This is a genomic window from Plantactinospora soyae (genome assembly GCF_014874095.1).
Taxonomy (GTDB): domain Bacteria; phylum Actinomycetota; class Actinomycetes; order Mycobacteriales; family Micromonosporaceae; genus Plantactinospora; species Plantactinospora soyae.
On the sequence record NZ_JADBEB010000001.1, the window covers coordinates 6,950,512 to 6,969,134 of the forward strand.

Annotated in this window: 13 protein-coding genes and 1 riboswitch; of the genes, 5 read left to right on the forward strand and 8 right to left on the reverse strand. The window is 73.2% G+C overall.

Annotated features, from left to right (window positions below):
* Positions 1-38: 38 nt before the first annotated feature.
* From H4W31_RS30385 to H4W31_RS30400, 4 genes are all read right to left on the reverse strand, one after another.
* Complete coding sequence (locus tag H4W31_RS30385) at positions 39-2,732, reverse strand: Hsp70 family protein (protein ID WP_192769765.1); 2,694 nt, start codon at positions 2,730-2,732, stop codon at positions 39-41.
* Between the two features lie 132 nt (positions 2,733-2,864).
* A complete protein-coding gene (locus H4W31_RS30390) occupies positions 2,865-3,644 on the reverse strand; it encodes an endonuclease/exonuclease/phosphatase family protein (RefSeq protein ID WP_192769766.1) in 780 nt (259 codons plus the stop codon).
* 179 nt (positions 3,645-3,823) lie between these two features.
* Positions 3,824-4,327: a peptide deformylase gene (gene def, locus H4W31_RS30395; protein WP_192769767.1), complete on the reverse strand. Its 504-nt coding sequence runs from the start codon at positions 4,325-4,327 to the stop codon at positions 3,824-3,826.
* A 46-nt stretch (positions 4,328-4,373) separates the two neighbouring features.
* A complete protein-coding gene (locus H4W31_RS30400) occupies positions 4,374-5,162 on the reverse strand; it encodes a TetR/AcrR family transcriptional regulator (protein ID WP_192772506.1) in 789 nt (262 codons plus the stop codon).
* A gap of 155 nt (positions 5,163-5,317) precedes the next feature.
* Between H4W31_RS30400 and H4W31_RS30405 the strand changes: the two genes are divergently transcribed.
* Together H4W31_RS30405 and H4W31_RS30410 are read left to right on the forward strand one after the other, a co-directional pair.
* On the forward strand, positions 5,318-8,227 hold the full coding sequence (locus H4W31_RS30405; RefSeq protein WP_192769768.1) for a DEAD/DEAH box helicase: 2,910 nt from the start codon (positions 5,318-5,320) through the stop codon (positions 8,225-8,227).
* A 69-nt stretch (positions 8,228-8,296) separates the two neighbouring features.
* Positions 8,297-9,538 carry a hypothetical protein gene (locus tag H4W31_RS30410; RefSeq protein ID WP_192769769.1) on the forward strand — a complete coding sequence of 414 codons (1,242 nt, stop codon included), beginning with the start codon at positions 8,297-8,299 and terminating at the stop codon, positions 9,536-9,538.
* An 11-nt stretch (positions 9,539-9,549) separates the two neighbouring features.
* Here H4W31_RS30410 and H4W31_RS30415 read toward each other — a convergent pair whose 3' ends face one another.
* On the reverse strand, positions 9,550-10,224 hold the full coding sequence (locus H4W31_RS30415; RefSeq protein ID WP_192769770.1) for a DUF998 domain-containing protein: 675 nt from the start codon (positions 10,222-10,224) through the stop codon (positions 9,550-9,552).
* Between the two features lie 164 nt (positions 10,225-10,388).
* Between H4W31_RS30415 and H4W31_RS30420 the strand changes: the two genes are divergently transcribed.
* Both H4W31_RS30420 and H4W31_RS44485 read left to right on the forward strand, forming a co-directional pair.
* Positions 10,389-10,712: a YciI family protein gene (locus tag H4W31_RS30420; protein ID WP_192769771.1), complete on the forward strand. Its 324-nt coding sequence runs from the start codon at positions 10,389-10,391 to the stop codon at positions 10,710-10,712.
* A 64-nt stretch (positions 10,713-10,776) separates the two neighbouring features.
* A complete protein-coding gene (locus H4W31_RS44485) occupies positions 10,777-12,804 on the forward strand; it encodes a sigma-70 family RNA polymerase sigma factor (protein WP_318783487.1) in 2,028 nt (675 codons plus the stop codon).
* Between the two features lie 12 nt (positions 12,805-12,816).
* Here the strand turns inward: H4W31_RS44485 and H4W31_RS30430 are convergent, their stop codons facing one another.
* Positions 12,817-13,758 carry a TauD/TfdA family dioxygenase gene (locus tag H4W31_RS30430; protein ID WP_192769772.1) on the reverse strand — a complete coding sequence of 314 codons (942 nt, stop codon included), beginning with the start codon at positions 13,756-13,758 and terminating at the stop codon, positions 12,817-12,819.
* 150 nt (positions 13,759-13,908) lie between these two features.
* Positions 13,909-15,117: a chorismate-binding protein gene (locus tag H4W31_RS30435; protein ID WP_192769773.1), complete on the reverse strand. Its 1,209-nt coding sequence runs from the start codon at positions 15,115-15,117 to the stop codon at positions 13,909-13,911.
* A gap of 123 nt (positions 15,118-15,240) precedes the next feature.
* On the opposite strand from H4W31_RS30435, the gene H4W31_RS30440 reads away from it, so the two are divergent.
* The gene (locus H4W31_RS30440) at positions 15,241-15,441 is read left to right on the forward strand and encodes a DUF5999 family protein (protein WP_192769774.1); all 201 of its coding nucleotides are present in this window, start codon (positions 15,241-15,243) and stop codon (positions 15,439-15,441) included.
* A 61-nt stretch (positions 15,442-15,502) separates the two neighbouring features.
* On the opposite strand, the gene gcvP is transcribed toward H4W31_RS30440, so the two are convergent.
* The gene (gene gcvP / locus H4W31_RS30445; protein ID WP_192769775.1) at positions 15,503-18,382 is read right to left on the reverse strand and encodes an aminomethyl-transferring glycine dehydrogenase; all 2,880 of its coding nucleotides are present in this window, start codon (positions 18,380-18,382) and stop codon (positions 15,503-15,505) included.
* Between the two features lie 80 nt (positions 18,383-18,462).
* Positions 18,463-18,561, reverse strand: a riboswitch (glycine riboswitch).
* Positions 18,562-18,623 lie beyond the last annotated feature (62 nt).

The following is an 18,623-nucleotide window of genomic DNA, read 5'->3' on the forward strand; positions in this document are numbered from 1 at the left end:
TTCCGGATGTTTCCGGGCCTGGGACGAGGGACTCGTGGTCAGTTCATTCCGGAGATCCGCAGTGCCAGGGTGCGCCGGTCGCCGGTGATGACGCCGACGAGGTCACCGGCGACGGCCACCTGCTCGGGGGATTTGTCACCGACGGCGACGGTACTGGTGCTCCGGTCGGTGGCTGTCTCCTCGACGTGGAGTTGCCACTTGATGGGTAGGCCGTCGGTGCTGCTCAGCACCATCCGGCCGCCGTTGGTGGCCAGCACGGTGGAGTACTCGGAGAGTTTGCGTCGTGCCTTGCCGTCGGACTGGTTGACCAGTCGGGGGTCGTCGAGCGATTCGAAGAAGGTGGATTTGCCGGCGAGGATGGTGTCGCCGTGGGCGTACCAGTCCTCGTCGGAGTTGTCGACGGCGATCCGCCAGGCGGGTGTTCCGGTGCGGGTGTCGACGGCGAGGGTGTGGTTGGCGTCGGGTCCGGTGATCGCGACGCAGACGAGGTGGGGTCCGCAGGGCTTGACGCGTTCGATGCGTTCGACGGCGGCCAGCGGTACGGTCCAGCGCTGCTGGAAGCCGGGTACGGCGTGGCCGGCGAGGACCTGCTGGGCGCCGGCGGATCGGGTGGCGGTCTTGCCGATGACGAGGTTGTCGTAGGCGACCCAGATGCCGTCGTCGAGTGGCAGTTTGCCGCTTCCCTGGGCTTTTCCGGTTTTGGCGTCGAGCAGGGTGCCGCGGCCGTTCTTGGCGTCGAGTTCGATGATGGGGGTGGCGGCGACGACCGCGTCGGTGAGGACGCCGTTGACGGCGGGCAGGGTGGCGGCGGGTGTGCTGGGCGGGGTCGGCCATTGGCGCATGGGTTCGGTGCGATGGTCGTCGGTGCTGAGTACGTCCCGGGGGCCGGTCCGGCTCCACTCCTGTTTTCCGGTGCGGAGGTCGACGCGGGCGATGGAGTGTTTGTCGGTGCCGCTGCGGATTTCCACGACGACGTCGGTGCCGTAGTAGGCGACGTCGGTGCGGTTGGCCCAGGCGCGTTTCCACAGCAGTTTGCCGTTGGTGGCGGAGAGCACGGCGCGGACGTCGTCGCCGTAGTTGGTGATGGAGCGCAGGCCGTCCAGGATGATCAGGTCGCCGACGGCGGCGATTCGGAGTTCGGATGGTTCCATCGGCACGGTCGCTGTCCAGCGGGGTGGGGCGTCGTTGCCGGGCAGGGAGACGACTTCGGTCGCCCCGTCGCCGGAGACCGCGGATATGACGTGGTCGCCGGCGACGGTGACGGCGGCGGCGCCGGTCCGGGTGCTCGGATATCCGTTGACCTGTTTGAGGTCTCCGGCGGGGTCGGGGGCGCCGAGGTTGGTGCCGATGCCGTTGCCTGTGTTGTTGAGGGTGCCGACGGCGGCGATGGTGTTCTTCAGCCAGTTTCCGCCGACGACGGCGGTGCCGATGCAGCCGGCGACCGCGATGAACGCGGTGCTGACGATCAGGAGCCGGCGGATCGGTCGGCGGCGTGTGGTGCGGGCGGTCGGTCCGGGTGGCTGTTGGGTCGCGGTGTGCGGTCGGGTCGGGATGGCCGGGGGTGGTGTTGGTGGGTTCGGGGACCAGGTGGGGCCGGCCATCGGGGGGTAGGCGGCCGGCTGGTACCCGGGTCGGGGTGGGCCGGGGTGTGGTGTCGGGGGTGTGGTGCGCCGGATTGCGCCGTACGCGACGGGTAGTTCGGGTTGCTCGGGTACCGAGGGGGCGATGCCGAGCCGGGCGTGCAGGCGGCTGGCGACCAGGGGTAGGCGGCTGGATCCGCCGACCAGGAGGAGGCCGGTGAGGTGGGCCGGGTCGACGGCGGCGCGTTGCAGTACGCGTCGGGTCTCGTCGACGGCGCGGGCGATGAGGGGGCCGGCGACGCGGTCGAGTTCGTCCCGGGTGAGGTGTACGGGGTCGTCGCGTCCGGGGACCTGTACGGGGGCGCTGGTGGTCCGGGACAGCATTTCCTTGGCGGTGCGGACTTCGGTCCAGAACGCCTGCCGGTCGCGGCGGTGTGCCGGGGTGTCGGGCTGGTTGAGCCGGTGCCAGAGTGCGGGGTCGCGGAGTTCGATGAGGTGGCCGAGGTGGGCGACGAGGGCCTCGTCGATGTCGAGTCCGCCGAGGTCGTCGAGGCCGCCGGTGGCGAGTACCCGGAGGCCGTCGGGGTCGCGGCGGACGACGGTGACGTCGAGGGTGCCGCCGCCGAAGTCGAAGATGCCGAGGCTGCCGCCGGTGGGGAGTTGCTGGTGGAGGATGTCGACGCAGTAGGTGGCGGCGGCGACGGGTTCGTCGAGGAGGCGTACGGGGCCGAGTCCGGCGTTCTGGGCGGCGCTGCGGAGCAGGTTCCGTCGGGGTGGGCCCCAGTCGGCGGGGTAGGTGAGGACGGTCGCTGCGGCGGGGTCGACGCCGGCGGTGCGGGCTTCGTCGGCCACCCGTCGGAGGGTGGCGGTGAGGAGGCGTTCCACCGGTACTTCGTCGGTGCCGAGCAGGAGGGTGCCGTCGTCGATGCGGCGTTTCGGGTGTGGTTCGTAGCGTTGCGGGTCGGTGGCGCCGAGTCGTTCGGCGTCCCGGCCGGTGTGCACGGTGCCGTCGGGGGCGACGTAGCCGGCGGAGGAGAGCAGTGGTGAGCCGTCGAAGAGCAGTGTCCGGGGTGGCTGGTGGTCGTCCCGGCGGACCACCGCGATGGTGTGGGTGGTGCCCAGGTCGATCGCGAGCCGGACCGGTTGGTCCACCGATGTCACCTCCGCAGGTGGCGCGCCGGGGGTCGCCGCGCCGCGTGCGGATGCTACTGCCCGGTTGGTGGTGCCGTGGTGGCGGCCCGTCCGGGCTGTGTACCGGTCCGGTGGGTGGGGTTGCGGGCGGGCTCAGGCGAGGTCTACGACGAGGGGGCGGTGGTCGGAGATGGTCGCCACGGGGGTACGCACGGCGGTGACCGCGGGCAGTGGGTGGCCACCGCGGGGGTCGGCCAGGATGTGGTCGAGTTGGACCCGGGGTTGTTTCGCCGGGTAGGTGGGGCGGCGGGCCAGGGAGCGCCAGCCGGAGACGAGGCTGGCGAGTCCGGCGGGCAGGTTCAGGTCGCCGAGGAGGATCCGGGGCGCGGGCAGGGTGCGTAGGGCCCGGATGACCTGGCGGAGTTGTCGGATGTTCCAGCCGGGTACGAAGGAGAGGTGGGTGGCGGCGGCGGTGATCGGGCCGTACGGGGTGTCGAGGATGGCGGCGAGGACGACTCGGGGTTCGTCGCGGAAGAGGACGATTCCGCCGCCGGGGCCGGGGGCGATCACCGGGGAGCGGACGGGGAGTGCGGTGAGCCGGATGACCTGCCAGGAGCGGACCGGGTAGCGGCTGATCAGGCCTATGCCGTAGAGCGGTTCGCCGTGTCCGTCGTCGTCGTGGGTCAGGGGGCGGAACCCCTCGCCGGGGGTGCCGACGACAGCGGCGGCGAACCGGTGGTCGGGTGCGTCCATGGCGTGGGCGGCGATGCTGGTCAGGTCGAGGTGGTTGCTGCGGGACTGGTCGCGGTCGACCTCCTGGAGGGCGAGGACGTCGGCGTCGAGGTTGGCGACCGCGGTGCTGAGCCGGGTCGCGTCGACGAGGCCGTCGTGCGGGGATCTGCCGTGCAGGAGGTTGAAGGTTGCCAGGCGCACCTCTGCACCTTACGGCGGGATGTGCGACAGTTTCCCGGTGATCTTCAAAGCGCTGCTCTGTTCCGGGCTGCTGTTCGTACTCCTGGGTGTGGTCGGCATCTGGTTGCGGCGGCGCCGGGGCCGCTGAGCGGGGGTGGTCCGTTCGGGCCGGGGCTGCGGGCCCGGTTCGTTTTCGGTGGTTACCGTTCGGGCGTGGCGAATCGTCCGGCGCGGATCTCGCGTAGCGCCCGGCGGCGGGCGTCGCCGCGCAGTGTGTCGACGTAGAGGCGTCCGGCGAGGTGGTCGGTCTCGTGTTGCAGGGCGCGGGCGAGGAAGCCGCTGCCGGTGATGGTCAGGGGTTCGCCGTGCTGGTCGACGCCGTGGGCGGTGGCGTGCATGGCGCGCGGGGTCGGGAAGTACAGGCCGGGGATGGAGAGGCAGCCCTCGTCGTCGTCCTGTGGTTCGTCGGAGAGTTCGAGGGTGGGGTTGATCATGTGGCCTCGGTGTCCGTCGGCGTCGTAGACGAACACCTGGGCGCTGATGCCGATCTGGGGTGCGGCGACTCCGGCCCGGCCGGGGGCGCCGAGCAGGGTGTCCATGAGGTCGGTGACCAGGGCGCGTAGCTCGGCGTCGAACGTGGTGACCGGTTCGCTCGGGGTGCGGAGTACGGGGTCGCCGATGATCCGGATGGGCCGCATCGTCATGACCGGAACCTTATCGGGTGGTTTTCCGGCGGTGTCGTCCGGCGCGTCACGGGGTGGGCCGGGATCCGCCGGTGTCGTGACGGTCGCGGATCAGTGCGTCGATGCCGTCAAGCAGCCGGTGCAGGCCGAATTCGAAGGCGTGTACGGGGTTGACCGCCGACCCGTACGCCTCGCCGACGGTGGCGCCGACCCGGGCGGCGGTCGGATAGTGGTGGCCTTCGGTGAGTGCGTCGAGCAGTGGCGCGCGGGCGGACCACCACTGTTCGTCGGTCATGCCGGTGCGTTGTTCGACCGAGGTCGCGTCGAGGGCCTGTCGGGCGGCGCTGGCGACGTGTCCGGCGACGAGGTTGACCACGGAGTCCATCTCGATGTCGGTGAGTCCGATGCCGTCGATTGCGCGTAGTTCGTGTTCGTACCGGGCCATCGCGTTGGGGCCGAGGACGGGGCGGCTGGTGCCGATCTGGAGCATCCACGGGTGTCGGTGGTAGCGGGCCCAGGCGTCCCGGGCGATCTGTTCGACCCGGGTCCGCCAGTCGCGGGGGGTGGTGTCGGTGTCGGGGACGTCGGCGTAGACGGTGTCGAGCATCAGGTCGAGGAGTTCGGCCTTGCCGGGCAGGTGGGTGTAGAGGGACATGGTGCCGACGCCGAGTCGTTCGGCGATCCGGCGCATGGAGAGTCCGGGGAGCCCGTCGGCGTCGGCGACCTCGATCGCGGCGTGGATGATCCGGTCGACGGTCAGGTCGGTACGGCCGCGTCGGTTGGCGCGCTCGTGGGTGCGCCAGAGCAGCGCGAGGCTGCGGGCGGGGTCTCCGGTGCCGGTGTGCTCGGTCGTCATGTCCGGTTGATTGTCGTCCCGTCCGTCGATCTCTGCTCCGGAGGGGTTCCCGTACGTCATACGGTACAATGTACGGGCTGGTCTGGGGGTGGCCCGTCGCCGACCATGGCGCGATGGTGGGCGGGCGGCGGCAGCGGAGAGGAAGAGAACCGGGTATGGAGCCGATTTCGGTGCGGGACGCCGACGGTGGTGACCCGGAACGGCAGCCGGGTGGTCTCGCCGGCTGTGCCGTGGTGTTCGAGCCGGCCGATCCGCCCCGTACGGGTGCGATGGCGTTCTGGCGACCGGACGGTGGCCCGCTGCCGGGCGGGCCGGGGCTGCCCGGGGAGCTGACCGTCGTCGTACCGGACGGGGACGGGGTGCGGTCGCGGACCGTGCCGGCCCGCCGGTTGGCGGTCGGCGAGGCGGTGCCGGTGCTGCTGGCCGGGACCCGTCCGGCGCCGGACCGGCCGGTCGACCCGGCCGCCGCCTACTGGGCCGCGGCGGCGGTGGTGGCGCTGCACCTGGTCGCGCGGCGGCGGATCCTGCCCACCGTGTCACCGGGCGGCTTCGACGCCTGGCTGGTCGGACCGCTGGACCCGGCGGACGTCGCCCGGGTCCGGGAGCTGGCGACGGCGATGCCGGCGCGGGCCCGTGCGGTGCCAATCCCGACGGACCCGCTGACGCTGCCGGACGCGCATCCCCTGCTGCGGGGCTTCCTCGACGCGGTCGCCGACACCCTGCCCCGGTCCCCCGCCGCCCGGCACGCCGCCGGTACCGACGTGTTCGCCGCGCCGGCCCCGCAGCCGGTGCCGCGGCTGCGGAGCTGGGCGGAGGAGATCTCCGCCGGCCTCGACTCCGGGGTACGCGTCTCGATCCGTCTCGACGCCGTCGACGGGGACCTCACCCGGCCCGGGCTGCGGGCGGTGCTACAGGTGCACAGCCTCGTCGACCCCGCGCTGGTGGTCGACGCGGCCGCGCTGTGGCGTGACACGGTCGCCGACTTCGGTCCCCGGGCCCGGATCGACACCACCCTCGCGGTACGGCGGGCGGCCCGGGTCTGGCCACCGCTGCGGCACCTGCTCGACGCCACCGTCCCCGACGAGCTCGCGCTGACCGACGAGGAGGTCAGCGACCTGTTCGCCGACGGGTCCGGCCGGCTCGCCGCGATCGGTGTCGAGGTGCACTGGCCGCGTGAGCTGACCTCCGCGCTGACCGCGCGGGCGGTGCTCGGCGCGACCGACGCTCCCCCGTCGGACGTCGCGGCGTTCTTCGGCGAGGGTGAACTGCTCCGGTTCGACTGGCAGCTCGCCCTCGCCGGCCAGCCACTCACCGCCGCCGAACTGGACGTACTCGCCGAGTCGCACCGGCCGGTGGTCCGGTTGCGGGACCAGTGGGTGCTGGTCGATCCGGAGCTGGCCGCCCGGGCCCGCAAGCCGGCTCTGCCGCCGGTCACCGCGATCGAGGCGCTCGGTGCCGCGCTGACCGGAACGGTCGAGATCGATGGTCGCCCGGTCGAGGTCGCCGCCGACGGCTGGCTGGCCGGGCTGCGGCGGCGGATCGCCGATCCCGAGCCGGCCGGACCCGACGGTGCCGGACCGCAACACCCCGGCCGGACGCCGGACGCCGACCGCGGGTACGCCGAGACGGACCGGATCGGTCCACCGGCGGGCCTGACCGCGGTGCTGCGCGACTACCAGCTGCGGGGGCTGCGCTGGCTGGCCCGGATGACGTCGCTCGGGCTCGGCGGCTGCCTCGCCGACGACATGGGGCTGGGCAAGACGGTGACGCTGATCGCGCTGCACCTGCACCGGCAGGCCGATCCGGCGACCGCCGGGCCGACCCTGGTGGTCTGCCCCGCCTCGCTGCTCGGCAACTGGGAACGGGAGATCGACCGGTTCGCCCCGGGTACGCCGGTGCGGCGCTTCCACGGCGGCCGGCGGACCCTGGACGAGGTGGCCGGTGGTGGGTTCGTGTTGACGACGTACGGGACGATGCGGCTGGACACCGAGCGGCTCGGTGCCGTGCGGTGGGGTCTGGTCGTGGCCGACGAGGCGCAGCACGTGAAGAACCGGGCCTCGGGTACGGCGCGGGCGTTGCGGGCGATCCCGGCCGCCGCCCGGGTCGCCCTCACCGGCACCCCGGTGGAGAACAACCTCGCCGAGCTGTGGGCGATCCTGGACTGGACCACCCCCGGCCTGCTCGGCCCGCTCGCCCGGTTCCGGGCCCGGTGGGCCAGCCGGATCGAGGCGGACCGGGATCCGGTGGCCGCCCGGGAACTGGCCCGGCTGATCGCGCCGTTCCTGCTGCGCCGCCGCAAGTCGGATCCGGGTATCGCACCGGAGCTGCCGCCGAAGACCGAGACCGATCATCCGGTCGGGTTGACCGGCGAGCAGGCCGGCCTCTACGAGGCGGTGGTCCGGGAGACGATGGCGCAGATCCGCGACAGCAACGGGATGGCCCGCCGTGGCCTGGTGCTCAAACTCCTGACCTCGTTGAAGCAGGTCTGCAACCATCCGGCGCACTACCTGCGGGAGGCGCGGCCCCGGCTGGCCGGCCGGTCCGGGAAACTCGAACTCCTCGACGAACTTGTCGACACGATCGTCGCCGGTGACGGCGCGATGCTGGTCTTCACCCAGTACGTCGCGATGGCCCGGCTGCTCGAGCGGCACCTCGGCGACCGTGGCGTGCCGACCCAGCTGCTGCACGGCGGTACCCCGGTGCTCCGCCGCGACGAGCAGGTACGCCGGTTCCAGGACGGCGCCGTGCCGGTCTTCCTGCTGTCGCTCAAGGCCGCCGGCACCGGGCTCAACCTGACCCGGGCCGACCACGTGGTGCACTACGACCGCTGGTGGAACCCGGCCGTCGAGGAGCAGGCCACCGACCGGGCGTACCGGATCGGGCAGACCCGGCCGGTGCAGGTGCACCGGCTGGTCACCGAGGGGACGGTCGAGGACCGGATCGCCGCGCTGCTGGCCACGAAGCGGGAACTCGCCGACGCGGTGCTGACCGGCGGCGAGGCGGCGTTGACCGAACTGTCCGACGCCGAACTGGCGGACCTGGTCGAACTGCGGAGGCCGGGATGAGTGGGCGCGGCGGGCGGATCGACGGGCTCGGCAGGGACAACATGACGAGGGACGCGGCGGGGAGACGGCATGGCTGACGGTGGTGACCGGGTCCGGGGCTTTCCGGCGTTTCCACCGGGCCGGCGGGCCCGGCTGACCCGGGCCTGGTGGGGCGACGCCTGGATCCGTGCCCTGGAGGACACGTCACTGGACCAGACGCTGCTGCGCAAGGGACGCCGGTCCGCCTCCGCCGGCCAGGTCGGATCGATCACCGTCAGCCCGGGCCGGATCGCCGCCGAGGTGCACGACGGGGTCCAGGACGTCTTCTACCGGCCCCGGGTCTTCGTCGAACCGATGAGCGACGCCGCGTGGACCCGGTTCCTGGACCAGGTCGAGGCGAAGGCCGGCCACATCGCCGCGCTGCTCGACGGGGAGATGCCGCGTGACCTGGTGGCCGCGGCGGACGACGTCGGCGTCCGGCTGCTGCCGGGGCTGGGTGACCTGCAACCGGAATGCGACTGCCCGGAGTGGGGCGATCCCTGCCCGCACGCCACCGCGCTCTGCTACCAGGTCGCCTGGCTGCTCGACGCCGATCCGTTCGTGCTGCTGCTGATCCGGGGCCGAGGTCGACGGGAACTGCTGGCCGAGCTGCGCCGCCGGACCGCCCGGCCGGTGACCGACCGCCCGTCGCCCGGCCCGTCGACCGGCGCCGGGGTGCCGGCCGCGCGGGCGTACACCGGGCCGGATCCGGTGCTGCCGCAACCGCCGCCGCCACTTGGCGCAGACGGGCCCGGGCCGGACCTGCCGGACGCGCCGGGGATACCGGCGGAGGCGCTGCGGGCGCTGGTCGACAACGCGGCGTCCCGGGCCGCCGCGCTGCTCGGGCCCACTGCCCCGGACGGGTGCCCGCCGATGTCGCTGCCGCAACGGTCGGACGCGGTCCGGCTCGCCGCCGCCGGGGCGAGCGGCCCGGCGTTGGCCCGGTTGCGTCAGGCCAGCGGCCGGCCGGCCCGGGAGTTCAGCCGGGCCGTGCGGGCCTGGGAGTACGGCGGCCACGCCGGGCTGACGGTATTGGAGGAGTCGTGGCGGCCGCCGGCCGCGGGGCTGGCCCGGGCCCGGGCCCGGCTCGACGCCGGTTGGGACGGTGACGACCTGCCGCAGCCGCAGGTCTGGCGCAACCGGTGGACGTTCCCGGACCGCCGGGCGCAGTTGCGGTACGGCCAGGACGGACGCTGGTACCCGTACCGGGAGGCCGCCGATGGCGAGTGGTGGCCGGCCGGAGCGCCCCGGGACGATCCCGCCGAGGCGCTGGCCGACCTGCTCGGCGGCTGATCCGTGGCCGGTCAGCCCATGGCGCGGCGGTAGCGGGCGGCGACGATGGAGACCCAGGTCGAGGCGGCGATGGAGCCGACGGCCAGGGTCAGGGATCCGGCCTGGCCGCCGCTCATCGCCCAGCCGTTGCCGAGCAGCAGGGCGGTGCCGGCGATCCGGGCGGCGATCGCGTGGCCCCGGTTCCCGGCCCGGCTGAAATGGTGGCCGAGGACGTAGCTGGCGGCGATCAGGGCGGTGAAGGCGACCGCGCCGGCGGCCATGTGGCCGTAGCTGTGCCAGCTGAGCGCCTCGGGTGTCCCGTACGGGGTGCCGGCGGGGAAGCCGTCGCCGGCGTCCATCACCAGTACTCCGGCCGCGATCATGCCGATGCCGTTGACCAGGATCAGTCGGGGTGCCCAGCGGCCGCCCGGTGTGCCGCGCATCATCCGGCGCAGTCCGACGGCACCGGCGACGGTGAGGATCCCACCGAGCAGGAAGTTGGTGATCTGCAGCCAGCCGAGGGCACCGTTGCTCAGCATGCTCAGCGGATGGCGGGTCAGGTCGAAGCCGTCCCGGGTGGCGGCCTGGGCCAGGGAGACGGCGGTCCACAGCGGCGCCGAGACGACGCCGCAGGTGAGCAGGGTCCGGGTGCTGACCGCCGGGCGGGTGGTGGCGATGGTGGTGGTGGGGATCTGGCTGGTGGTCATGGTGGGGCCTTCCTCGGATGTCGGCTGTTCCTGGTCGGCTACGCGTCGATCGGCCCATCCGACAGGGAACGCCGGCCGTTCCCTGTCACATACACTGTTCGACGTCTGAGCAGGGCCGGAGAACCAGCCCGGACAGAGCAGGCGACGAGAGAAAGAGACATTCCATGCGCTACCTGATGACGGCTATGCCCAGCGAGGTCGTACCGGACGAGAACCTGTACGCCGAAATGGCCCGGTTCGTCGAGGAGTTGACCGCGGCGGGAGTTCTGCTGGCCACCGGTGGCCTGGACCCGGCCGGTGTCCGGGTCACCTCGTCCGGGGACGAGATCACCGTGACGGACGGGCCGTTCGCCGAGGCCAGGGAGGCGGTGGCCAGTTTCGCACTGGTCGAGGTCCGGTCCCGGGAGGAGGCGGTCGAGCTGACCCGCCGGTTCCGCAGGATCGTCGGCGACGGCGAGAGCATGATCCAGCAGGTCTTCGGTCCCTGATTCCGGGCCGGGACCGGCCGGGTCGACGACGAATGCGCGGGAAGGTGGAGGTGGGGCTGCCATCGTGGTGACGACGACGGACCTGCACCGTACGGTCGACGCGGTCTGGAAACTCGAGTCGGCCAGGATCGTCGCCGGGCTGGCCCGGATGGTGCACGACATCGGTCTCGCCGAGGAGCTGGCCCAGGACGCCCTGGTTGCCGCGCTCGAACAGTGGCCGGCCTCGGGCATCCCGGGCAGTCCCGGCGCCTGGCTGATGGCCGTGGCCAAGCGGCGCGCCGTCGACCACCTCCGGCGCTCGCAGCGGCTGGACCGCCGGCACGCGCAGCTGGCCCACGAGCAGGGGCAGCAGCCGGAACCCGAGGCGCCGGAGCCGGAGACCGCGCAGGACGACATCCTGCGGCTGATGTTCATCTCCTGCCATCCGGTGCTGGCGACCGAGGCGCGGGTCGCGTTGACGCTCCGGGTGATCGGGGGCCTGACGGCCGCCGAGATCGCCCGGGCGTTCCTCGTGAGCGAGCAGCGGATCGTCGAGCGAATCGCCGGGGCGAAGCGGCGGCTGGCGCAGGAGCGGGTGCCGTTCGCGCTGCCGGACGCCTCGGAGCTGGCGGCCCGGCTGTCGTCGGTGCTGGAGGTCATCTACCTGGTCTTCAACGAGGGGTACGCGGCGACGTCCGGCGACGACCTGATCCGGCCGGGGCTGTGCCACGAGGCACTGCGGCTGGGCCGGCTGCTGGCCGGACTGGCACCCGGCGAGGCCGAGGTGCACGGGCTGGTCGCGCTGATGGAGATCCAGGCGTCCCGTTCGGCCGCCCGGACCGGACCGTCGGGTGAACCCGTCCAGCTGACCGAGCAGAACCGGGGACGCTGGGACCAGTTGCTCATCCGGCGGGGCTTCAGCGCGATGCTGCGGGCCCGGGAGGCTGGCGGCCCAGCCGGCCCGTACGTGTTGCAGGCGGCGATCGCGGTCTGCCACGCACAGGCCCCGACCGCGCGGCAGACCGACTGGCCCCGGATCGCATCCCTGTACGCGGCGCTGGCCCGACTGTTGCCGACCCCGGTCGTGGCGCTCAACCGGGCGGTGGCGGTCGGAATGGCGTACGGGCCGCAGGCCGGGCTCGCGATGGTCGAGGAGTTGACCACCGACCCGGCGTTGCAGGACTACCACCTGCTGCCGGGCGTCCGGGCAGACCTGCTGTTCCGACTGGACCGGTTCGAGGAGGCCCGTCGGGAGTTCCTCCGGGCCGCCGCGCTGACCGGGAACGCCGCCGAGCGGGCCTTCCTGCACCGCCGGGCCGACGAGGCGCGGGACCTGCTTCCGGCGGCGGAACCACAAGGGGCGGGACCGGCCGTCGGGATCGGTGTTCCGGCGGACACGCTCGGCCGGGCCGCCGAGGACTTCCTGGGCCGGGAGGACCTGGACGCTGCGACGGTCCGCTCGTACGGGCAGACCCTGCGCCGGCTGCGGCGCAGCCTCGGCGACCAGGTGCCGCTGACGGCGTTGACCGCCGAGCAGGTGGCCGGGGTGTTCAGCACGGCGTGGGGTACGGCGGCGGCCCCGACCTGGAACCGGCACCGGTCGGCGATCCGGTCGTTCGGCTCCTGGGCGTCCCGGCCGGACCTCGCGGTGGGACTCGACCGCCGTACCGACGTCCGTTCCCCGACCCCGGCGATCGGCGTGGTGGAGCTGGCGGCGCTCTGGGACCGGACCGACCTGCCGGTGCGGGAACGGACGCTGTGGCGCCTGCTGCACGAGTCGGCGGCCACCGTGACGGCGGTGCTGTCGCTGGACGTGGAGCAGCTCGACCTAGACGACCGCCGCGCCCGGGTCGGCGGGGTCTGGCTCAACTGGCGGTCCGGCGCCGCCCGGCTGCTCCCCGAACTGCTCGCCGGCCGGACCCGGGGGCCGTTGTTTCTCGCCGACCGGCGGCCGGGACCGGCCCGGATGCCGTCGGACGCCGACCGGTGCCCGGAGACGGGCCGGGGCCGGCTCTCCTACGAGCGGGCCGAGTACCTGTTCAAGCAGGCGACGAAGCCGCTGGATCCGACCGGTCACGGCTACACCCTGCGGCAGCTGCGGCCGCGTCGCTGACGGCGACCGTCGTCAGCCGGCATCCGGTGTTCTGGCCAGCCACAGTCGGAGAAGGTCCCGGCGACGCTCCCGCTCCGGATGGTCCTCGTATCCGGTCCGGCTGTGCAGGACGACGTGGTTGTTGAGGAACTGCATGTCGCCGGTGCGCAGGTCCATGGTGAGCCTGAACCGGGGGTCGTCGTGGAGCCGGTCGAGGGCTTCCATCGCCGCGACCTGCGCCGGGCGCAGCGGCGGTACGTGGGCCGCGCGCTGGACGGAGCGCATGTAGTCCGGCCCGTAGTAGACGGAGAGTCCGCCCTCGGTGTCGACGGTGTAGACCGGTCGTTGGAAGAAGCTGTCCGGGCCGTCGCCGGAGCGCCGGTCGTGCCACCACGGCTGGTAGAGCACCTGCGCCAGGTCGGGACGGGTACGCGCGATCTCGTCGTGTACCGCGACCGAGCTGACGATCGTGCTGAGCCCGCCGGACCGGGCCGGTCGGATGCACAGCAGGGCGACGACGTCGGTCGGGTCGGCGTGGAACCCGAGGCGGTGGGGGTGCTGGTAGCTGCGGCTCGTCGGGTGGGTCGGATCGACGCCCTCGTCGCGTACGTGGCGCAGTGGCGCGCCATCCGGCCCCTGCGGCACCAGCCTGCCGACGTAGCCGGCGATGCCCAGCGCGATGATCTCGCACTGCCGCTCGGTGAGCCGGGCGACCGGCACGTCCTGGACGAGAGCGACTCCGGGACCGTCGGTCACCGTCGCGGCGAGTCGGTCGAGTTCGGGGCCGAGCGTCGGCAGGGGGAAATCCGTCCGGGCGATGGCGCCCGGCGCGACCTGCGACGCCTCGACGGCGGCGAGCGCGGCGAGCAGTTCCGCCTGGTGTGCGTCGCCGCACGACAGCCGCCACCCCGCGCTGCCGGCCAGCTGGTCGCCACGCCAGCTCGCCGGGCCGGAGACCTGCGCGATCATCGTCATCTCGGCACCCTCTCGTCGGCCGGCGACCACCGCCGGGCGCTGACCTCAGGATGCCTTCCGAGCGATCCCGCCGTTGACCGCTATGCCGTCGGCGTAACGATTCTTGGCTGCTGCCGGGGGTGGGTCGGGGCGGCTCGGGTGTCGCGGGTGTTACCGGGTGCGGCCGGCCAGCGCGGCCCGGACCGGTCCGGCTTTGGCGGCGGCCTCGGCGACCTCGGCGGCGGGATCGCTGTCCCAGGTGATTCCGCCGCCGGCCCAGACGTGTACCCGGTCGGCGTCCACGGCGGCGGTCCGGATGGTCAGGCCCAGCTCCATCCGGTCGGGGCCGATCCAGCCGAGCCCGCCCATGCTGGCGCCCCGGCCGACCGGCTCCAGCGCGGCGATCTGGGCCAGCGCGGCGAGCTTCGGCGCGCCGGTGACCGAGCCGCCGGGGCAGACCGCCCGGAGCACGTCGGCCAGGCCCTGTCCGTCGGCGAGCGTCGCGGAGACCGTCGACTCGGCCTGCCACAGGTCCGACCAGCGGCGGATCGCGTAGAGCTCGTCGACCCGGACCGAGCCGGTCCGGGCGATCCGGGCGAGGTCGTTGCGCTCCAGGTCGACGATCATGACGTGTTCGGCGCGTTCCTTGGCGGATTCGAGCAGTTCCCGCCGGCCCTGGCCGGTCGCCGGTCGGGTGCCCTTGATCGGTCGGGTGAGCACCCGGCCGTCGGCGACCTCGACCAGGGTCTCCGGGGAGGCGCAGCCGATCGCCCAGCCGGCGCCGGTGAGTACCCCGCCGTAGCGGGCTCCGGGCAGCCGGGTCAGCCGGGTCAGCCCGGGCAGTGGGTTGCCGGTGTACCGGGCGGCGGCGTGCCCGACGACGTTGACCTGGTAGATGTCCCCCCGGCCGATGGCCTGCCGGGCCAGTTCCACGGCGGTGGCGTGCTGCTGCGGTGACCAGCTCTCCCGCCACGGCTCCAGCCGCCAGTCGGCCGCGGCGTGCCACGGCGGGGCGGTCCCCTCGCCGGGCCGGCCGTGCCGGTAGACGACCGCCACCAGGTCGGGGACGTCCGGCGCAGGGCTCGGCGGCCCGGTCGGGAATCCGACCATCCGGGCGCCGGCCGCGGCGGAGACGAACAGGGCCGCGCCGCAGACCGTGCCGGGCCGGGCGTCGGGGCGGTGCCGGACGGGCCGGGACAGGTCGCGGACCGGCAGGCCGTGTCCGGCGAGGAAGTCTTCGAGCAGCTGGGCGGGGTCGCCGGCCGAGCCGGTCCAGTACTGCCACCGGTCGTGTTCGACGAGCCCGGGTACGCAGGTGGTCGGCGCTCCCGGCGGCCTGTATGGGAGCGCTTCCACGACGGACGGTTCGATCTGCCTCATCCGAAGAGTGGATTCTTTCCCGTGCAGACGGATACCCGCTCGTCATCACCGGGGGTGAGGGGGTACCGTCCGTCACTGGTCATGTGAACCATGCCACAGTGCCCCCATAGTCCGGAGAACCCGATGTGCCAGCACCGACCGACCTGTCCCTCCGCTGAAGCGACCGACCGTGAGGCCGCCCGCGTGATCGCCTGCTTCCGTGAACAGGGATGGAGCCTGCTCTGCAATGGCGTCATCCTGTTCGAGGACACCGGCGAACTGTTGCCCGACGGCAGCACGATAGCCCCGCACCGTGGCCCGGCCCGGCACGCCCTGGTCGGCTGACCGGTCGCTCAGCGTCACCGGCCGCTGTCCGGAACAGCAGCCGGTGACGAGTCGTCCCTGGTCAGTTCTCGAACGCCTCCGGCGGCGGGCAGGCGCAGACCAGGTTCCGGTCGCCGTACGCGTCGTCGATCCGACGCACCGGCGGCCAGTACTTCCCGAGCCGGTCGACCCCACCCGGATACGCCGCCACCGAGCGCGGGTACGGGTGTGGCCAGTCGTCGCCGCTGACCATCACGGCGGTGTGCGGCGCGTTCGCCAGCGGGTTGTCGCCGGTGGGCCACTCCCCCGTCCCGACCTGGTCGATCTCCGCCCGGATCGCGATCATCGCCGCGCAGAACCGGTCGAGTTCGGCCAGGTCCTCGCTCTCGGTCGGCTCCACCATCAGGGTGCCGGCGACCGGGAACGACATCGTCGGCGCGTGGAACCCGTAGTCGATCAGGCGCTTGGCGACGTCGTTCACGCTCACGCCGGTGGCCTTGGTCAGGCCGCGCAGGTCGAGGATGCACTCGTGGGCCACCAGGCCCTTGTTGCCGGCGTACAGCACCGGGTAGTGCCCGCGTAGCCGGGTCGCGACGTAGTTGGCCGCCAGCACGGCCACCCCGGTGGCCCGGGTGAGCCCCTCCGGGCCCATCAGCCGCAGGTAGGCCCACGGGATCGGCAGGATGCCCGCGGAGCCGTACCGGGCCGCCGAGACCGCCGGCCGGGCCGGGCCGTCCGTACCGAGCGGGTCGCCGGGCAGGTACGGCGCCAGGTGTGCCCGCACCGCCACCGGCCCGACCCCGGGACCGCCGCCGCCGTGCGGGATGCAGAACGTCTTGTGCAGGTTCAGGTGCGACACGTCGGCGCCGAACCGGCCGGGCTTGGCGAACCCGAGCAGCGCGTTGAGGTTGGCGCCGTCGACGTAGACCTGGCCGCCGGCGTCGTGCACCCTGGCGCAGAGCGTCGCGATGCCGCCCTCGTACACCCCGTGGGTGGACGGGTAGGTGACCATGATCGCCGCGAGGGTGTCCCGGTGCGCCTCGATCTTGCGGTCGAGGTCGGCCAGGTCGACGTCACCGTCCCCGTCGCAGCCGACCACCACGACCCGCATCCCGGCCATCACCGCGCTGGCCGCGTTGGTGCCGTGCGCCGACGACGGGATCAGGCAGACGTCCCGGTGCGCCTCGCCGCGCTCGCGGTGGTAGGCGCGGATGGCCAGCAGGCCGGCGAGTTCGCCCTGGGAGCCGGCGTTGGGTTGGACGCTGACCGCGTCGTACCCGGTCACCTCGGCCAGCCAGCGTTCCAGCGAGGCGACGAGTTCGGCGTAGCCGGCGGTCTGCGCGGCCGGCGCGAACGGGTGGATGTCGGCGAACTCGGCCCAGCTGACCGGCTCCATCTCCGTGGTGGCGTTCAGCTTCATGGTGCACGAGCCGAGCGGGATCATGCCCCGGTCCAGGGCGTAGTCGAGGTCGGAGAGCCGGCGCAGGTAGCGCAGCATGGCGGTCTCGGAGTGGTGCGACCGGAAGACCGGGTGGGCCAGGAAGTCGCTGGTCCGGGCCAGCCCCGCCGGCAGCGCCGACGGCGCCTCGACCGCGTCCGGTACGCCGGCCGACGTGCTGCCGGACAGCCGGGCGAAGACGTCCGCCACCGTCGCCAGGTGCGCCCCGGTGGTCGTCTCGTCGCAGGAGATCCCGACGTGGTCGGCGTCGACCAGCCGCAGGTTGACGCCCCGGTCGGCGGCGTCGGCCAGCACCCGCTCGGCGCGGCCGGGTACCTGGACCAGCAGGGTGTCGAAGTACGCCTGGTGCACGAGCGTGATCTGCGGGTCGTCCAGGTCGCGGAGCAGCCGGTCGAGGGTGGCGGCCCGGCGGTGCACCCGCTGCGCGATCGCCCGCAGCCCGGCCGGGCCGTGGTAGACCGCGTACATCCCGGCCATCACGGCGAGCAGGACCTGGGCGGTGCAGATGTTGCTGGTCGCCCGCTCCCGGCGGATGTGCTGTTCCCGGGTCTGCAGTGCCAGCCGGTAGGCCGGGTCGCCGGCCGCGTCCCGGGACACCCCGACCAGCCGGCCGGGCAGCATCCGCTCCAGGCCGCCGCGCACCGCCAGGTAGCCGGCGTGCGGACCGCCGAAGCCCATCGGTACGCCGAACCGCTGGGTGGTGCCGGCGGCGATGTCGACGCCGATCTCGCCCGGTGGCCGGAGCAGGGTCAGCGCGAGCAGGTCGGCGGCGACGGTCACCAGTGCCCCGGTGGCGTGCGCGGCCTCGACCAGCGCGGTGTGGTCGCGTACCGCTCCGGAGGCGCCCGGGTACTGCAGGTGCAGTCCGAAGAACTGCGCCGGCAGCGGCTCGGTGTCGAGGTCGACGACCCGGACCTCGATCCCGAGCGGTTCGGCCCGGGTGGCCAGTACCGCGATGGTCTGCGGCAGGGTGTCGGCGTCGACGACGTACACCGGGCTGGAGCTCTTGCCGGCCCGGCGGGCCAGGGTCATCGCCTCGGCCGCGGCGGTGCCCTCGTCGAGCATCGAGGCGTTCGCGGTGGCCAGCCCGGTCAGGTCGGTGACCATGGTCTGGAAGTTGAGCAGCGCCTCGAGCCGGCCCTGGCTGATCTCCGGCTGGTACGGCGTGTACGCGGTGTACCAGGCCGGGTTCTCCAGCACGTTGCGGCGGATCACCGCCGGGGTGTGGGTGCCGTGGTAGCCCAGCCCGATCATGGAGACGGCGACGGTGTTGCGGGCGGCGAGGGCCCGCAGTTCGGCGATCACCTCGTCCTCGGTGGCCGCCGGCGGCAGGTCGAGGGTGCCGGTCCAGCGGATCGCCTCGGGGATCGCGGCGTCCATCAGGTCGTCGATCGAGTCGTATCCGACGGTCTCCAACATCCGGCGCTCGGCCTCGGCGTCGGGGCCGATGTGCCGGTCGGAGAACCGCCCGATGTCGCGGGCGGGAAACTGCGGTGTGGTCATGGGGGCACTCCCGGGCGAGGTCGACGCTGCAACCTCCCCCTCTGTCACGCCCCGCGACGTCGCGCAGCGCTCCACAGTCGCCTGCCCACGGGCTCCTTTTGCCTGAGAGGTTCCGGGGAGGATTTGCCCCTTCGGCGCCGCCTGTGCAGTTGCCTGGCGGTCTCTCGCTCGTGAGTGTTATCGGCGCTGGCAACGGTACCAGCGATCGGGTTTCGTCCGAATTTCGGCCGGGCCGGAATGG

Bases quoted from the DNA above. Each gene is read 5' to 3' on its own strand.
- gcvP (WP_192769775.1), bottom strand. From the start codon at position 18,382: ATGACCACACCGCAGTTTCCCGCCCGCGACATCGGGCGGTTCTCCGAC.
- H4W31_RS30440 (WP_192769774.1), top strand. From the start codon at position 15,241: ATGTGCCAGCACCGACCGACCTGTCCCTCCGCTGAAGCGACCGACCGT.
- def (WP_192769767.1), bottom strand. From the start codon at position 4,327: ATGACGATGCGGCCCATCCGGATCATCGGCGACCCCGTACTCCGCACC.
- H4W31_RS30400 (WP_192772506.1), bottom strand. From the start codon at position 5,162: ATGACGACCGAGCACACCGGCACCGGAGACCCCGCCCGCAGCCTCGCG.
- H4W31_RS30415 (WP_192769770.1), bottom strand. From the start codon at position 10,224: ATGACCACCAGCCAGATCCCCACCACCACCATCGCCACCACCCGCCCG.
- H4W31_RS30435 (WP_192769773.1), bottom strand. From the start codon at position 15,117: ATGAGGCAGATCGAACCGTCCGTCGTGGAAGCGCTCCCATACAGGCCG.
- H4W31_RS30430 (WP_192769772.1), bottom strand. From the start codon at position 13,758: ATGACGATGATCGCGCAGGTCTCCGGCCCGGCGAGCTGGCGTGGCGAC.
- H4W31_RS30410 (WP_192769769.1), top strand. From the start codon at position 8,297: ATGGCTGACGGTGGTGACCGGGTCCGGGGCTTTCCGGCGTTTCCACCG.
- H4W31_RS30405 (WP_192769768.1), top strand. From the start codon at position 5,318: ATGGAGCCGATTTCGGTGCGGGACGCCGACGGTGGTGACCCGGAACGG.
- H4W31_RS30420 (WP_192769771.1), top strand. From the start codon at position 10,389: ATGCGCTACCTGATGACGGCTATGCCCAGCGAGGTCGTACCGGACGAG.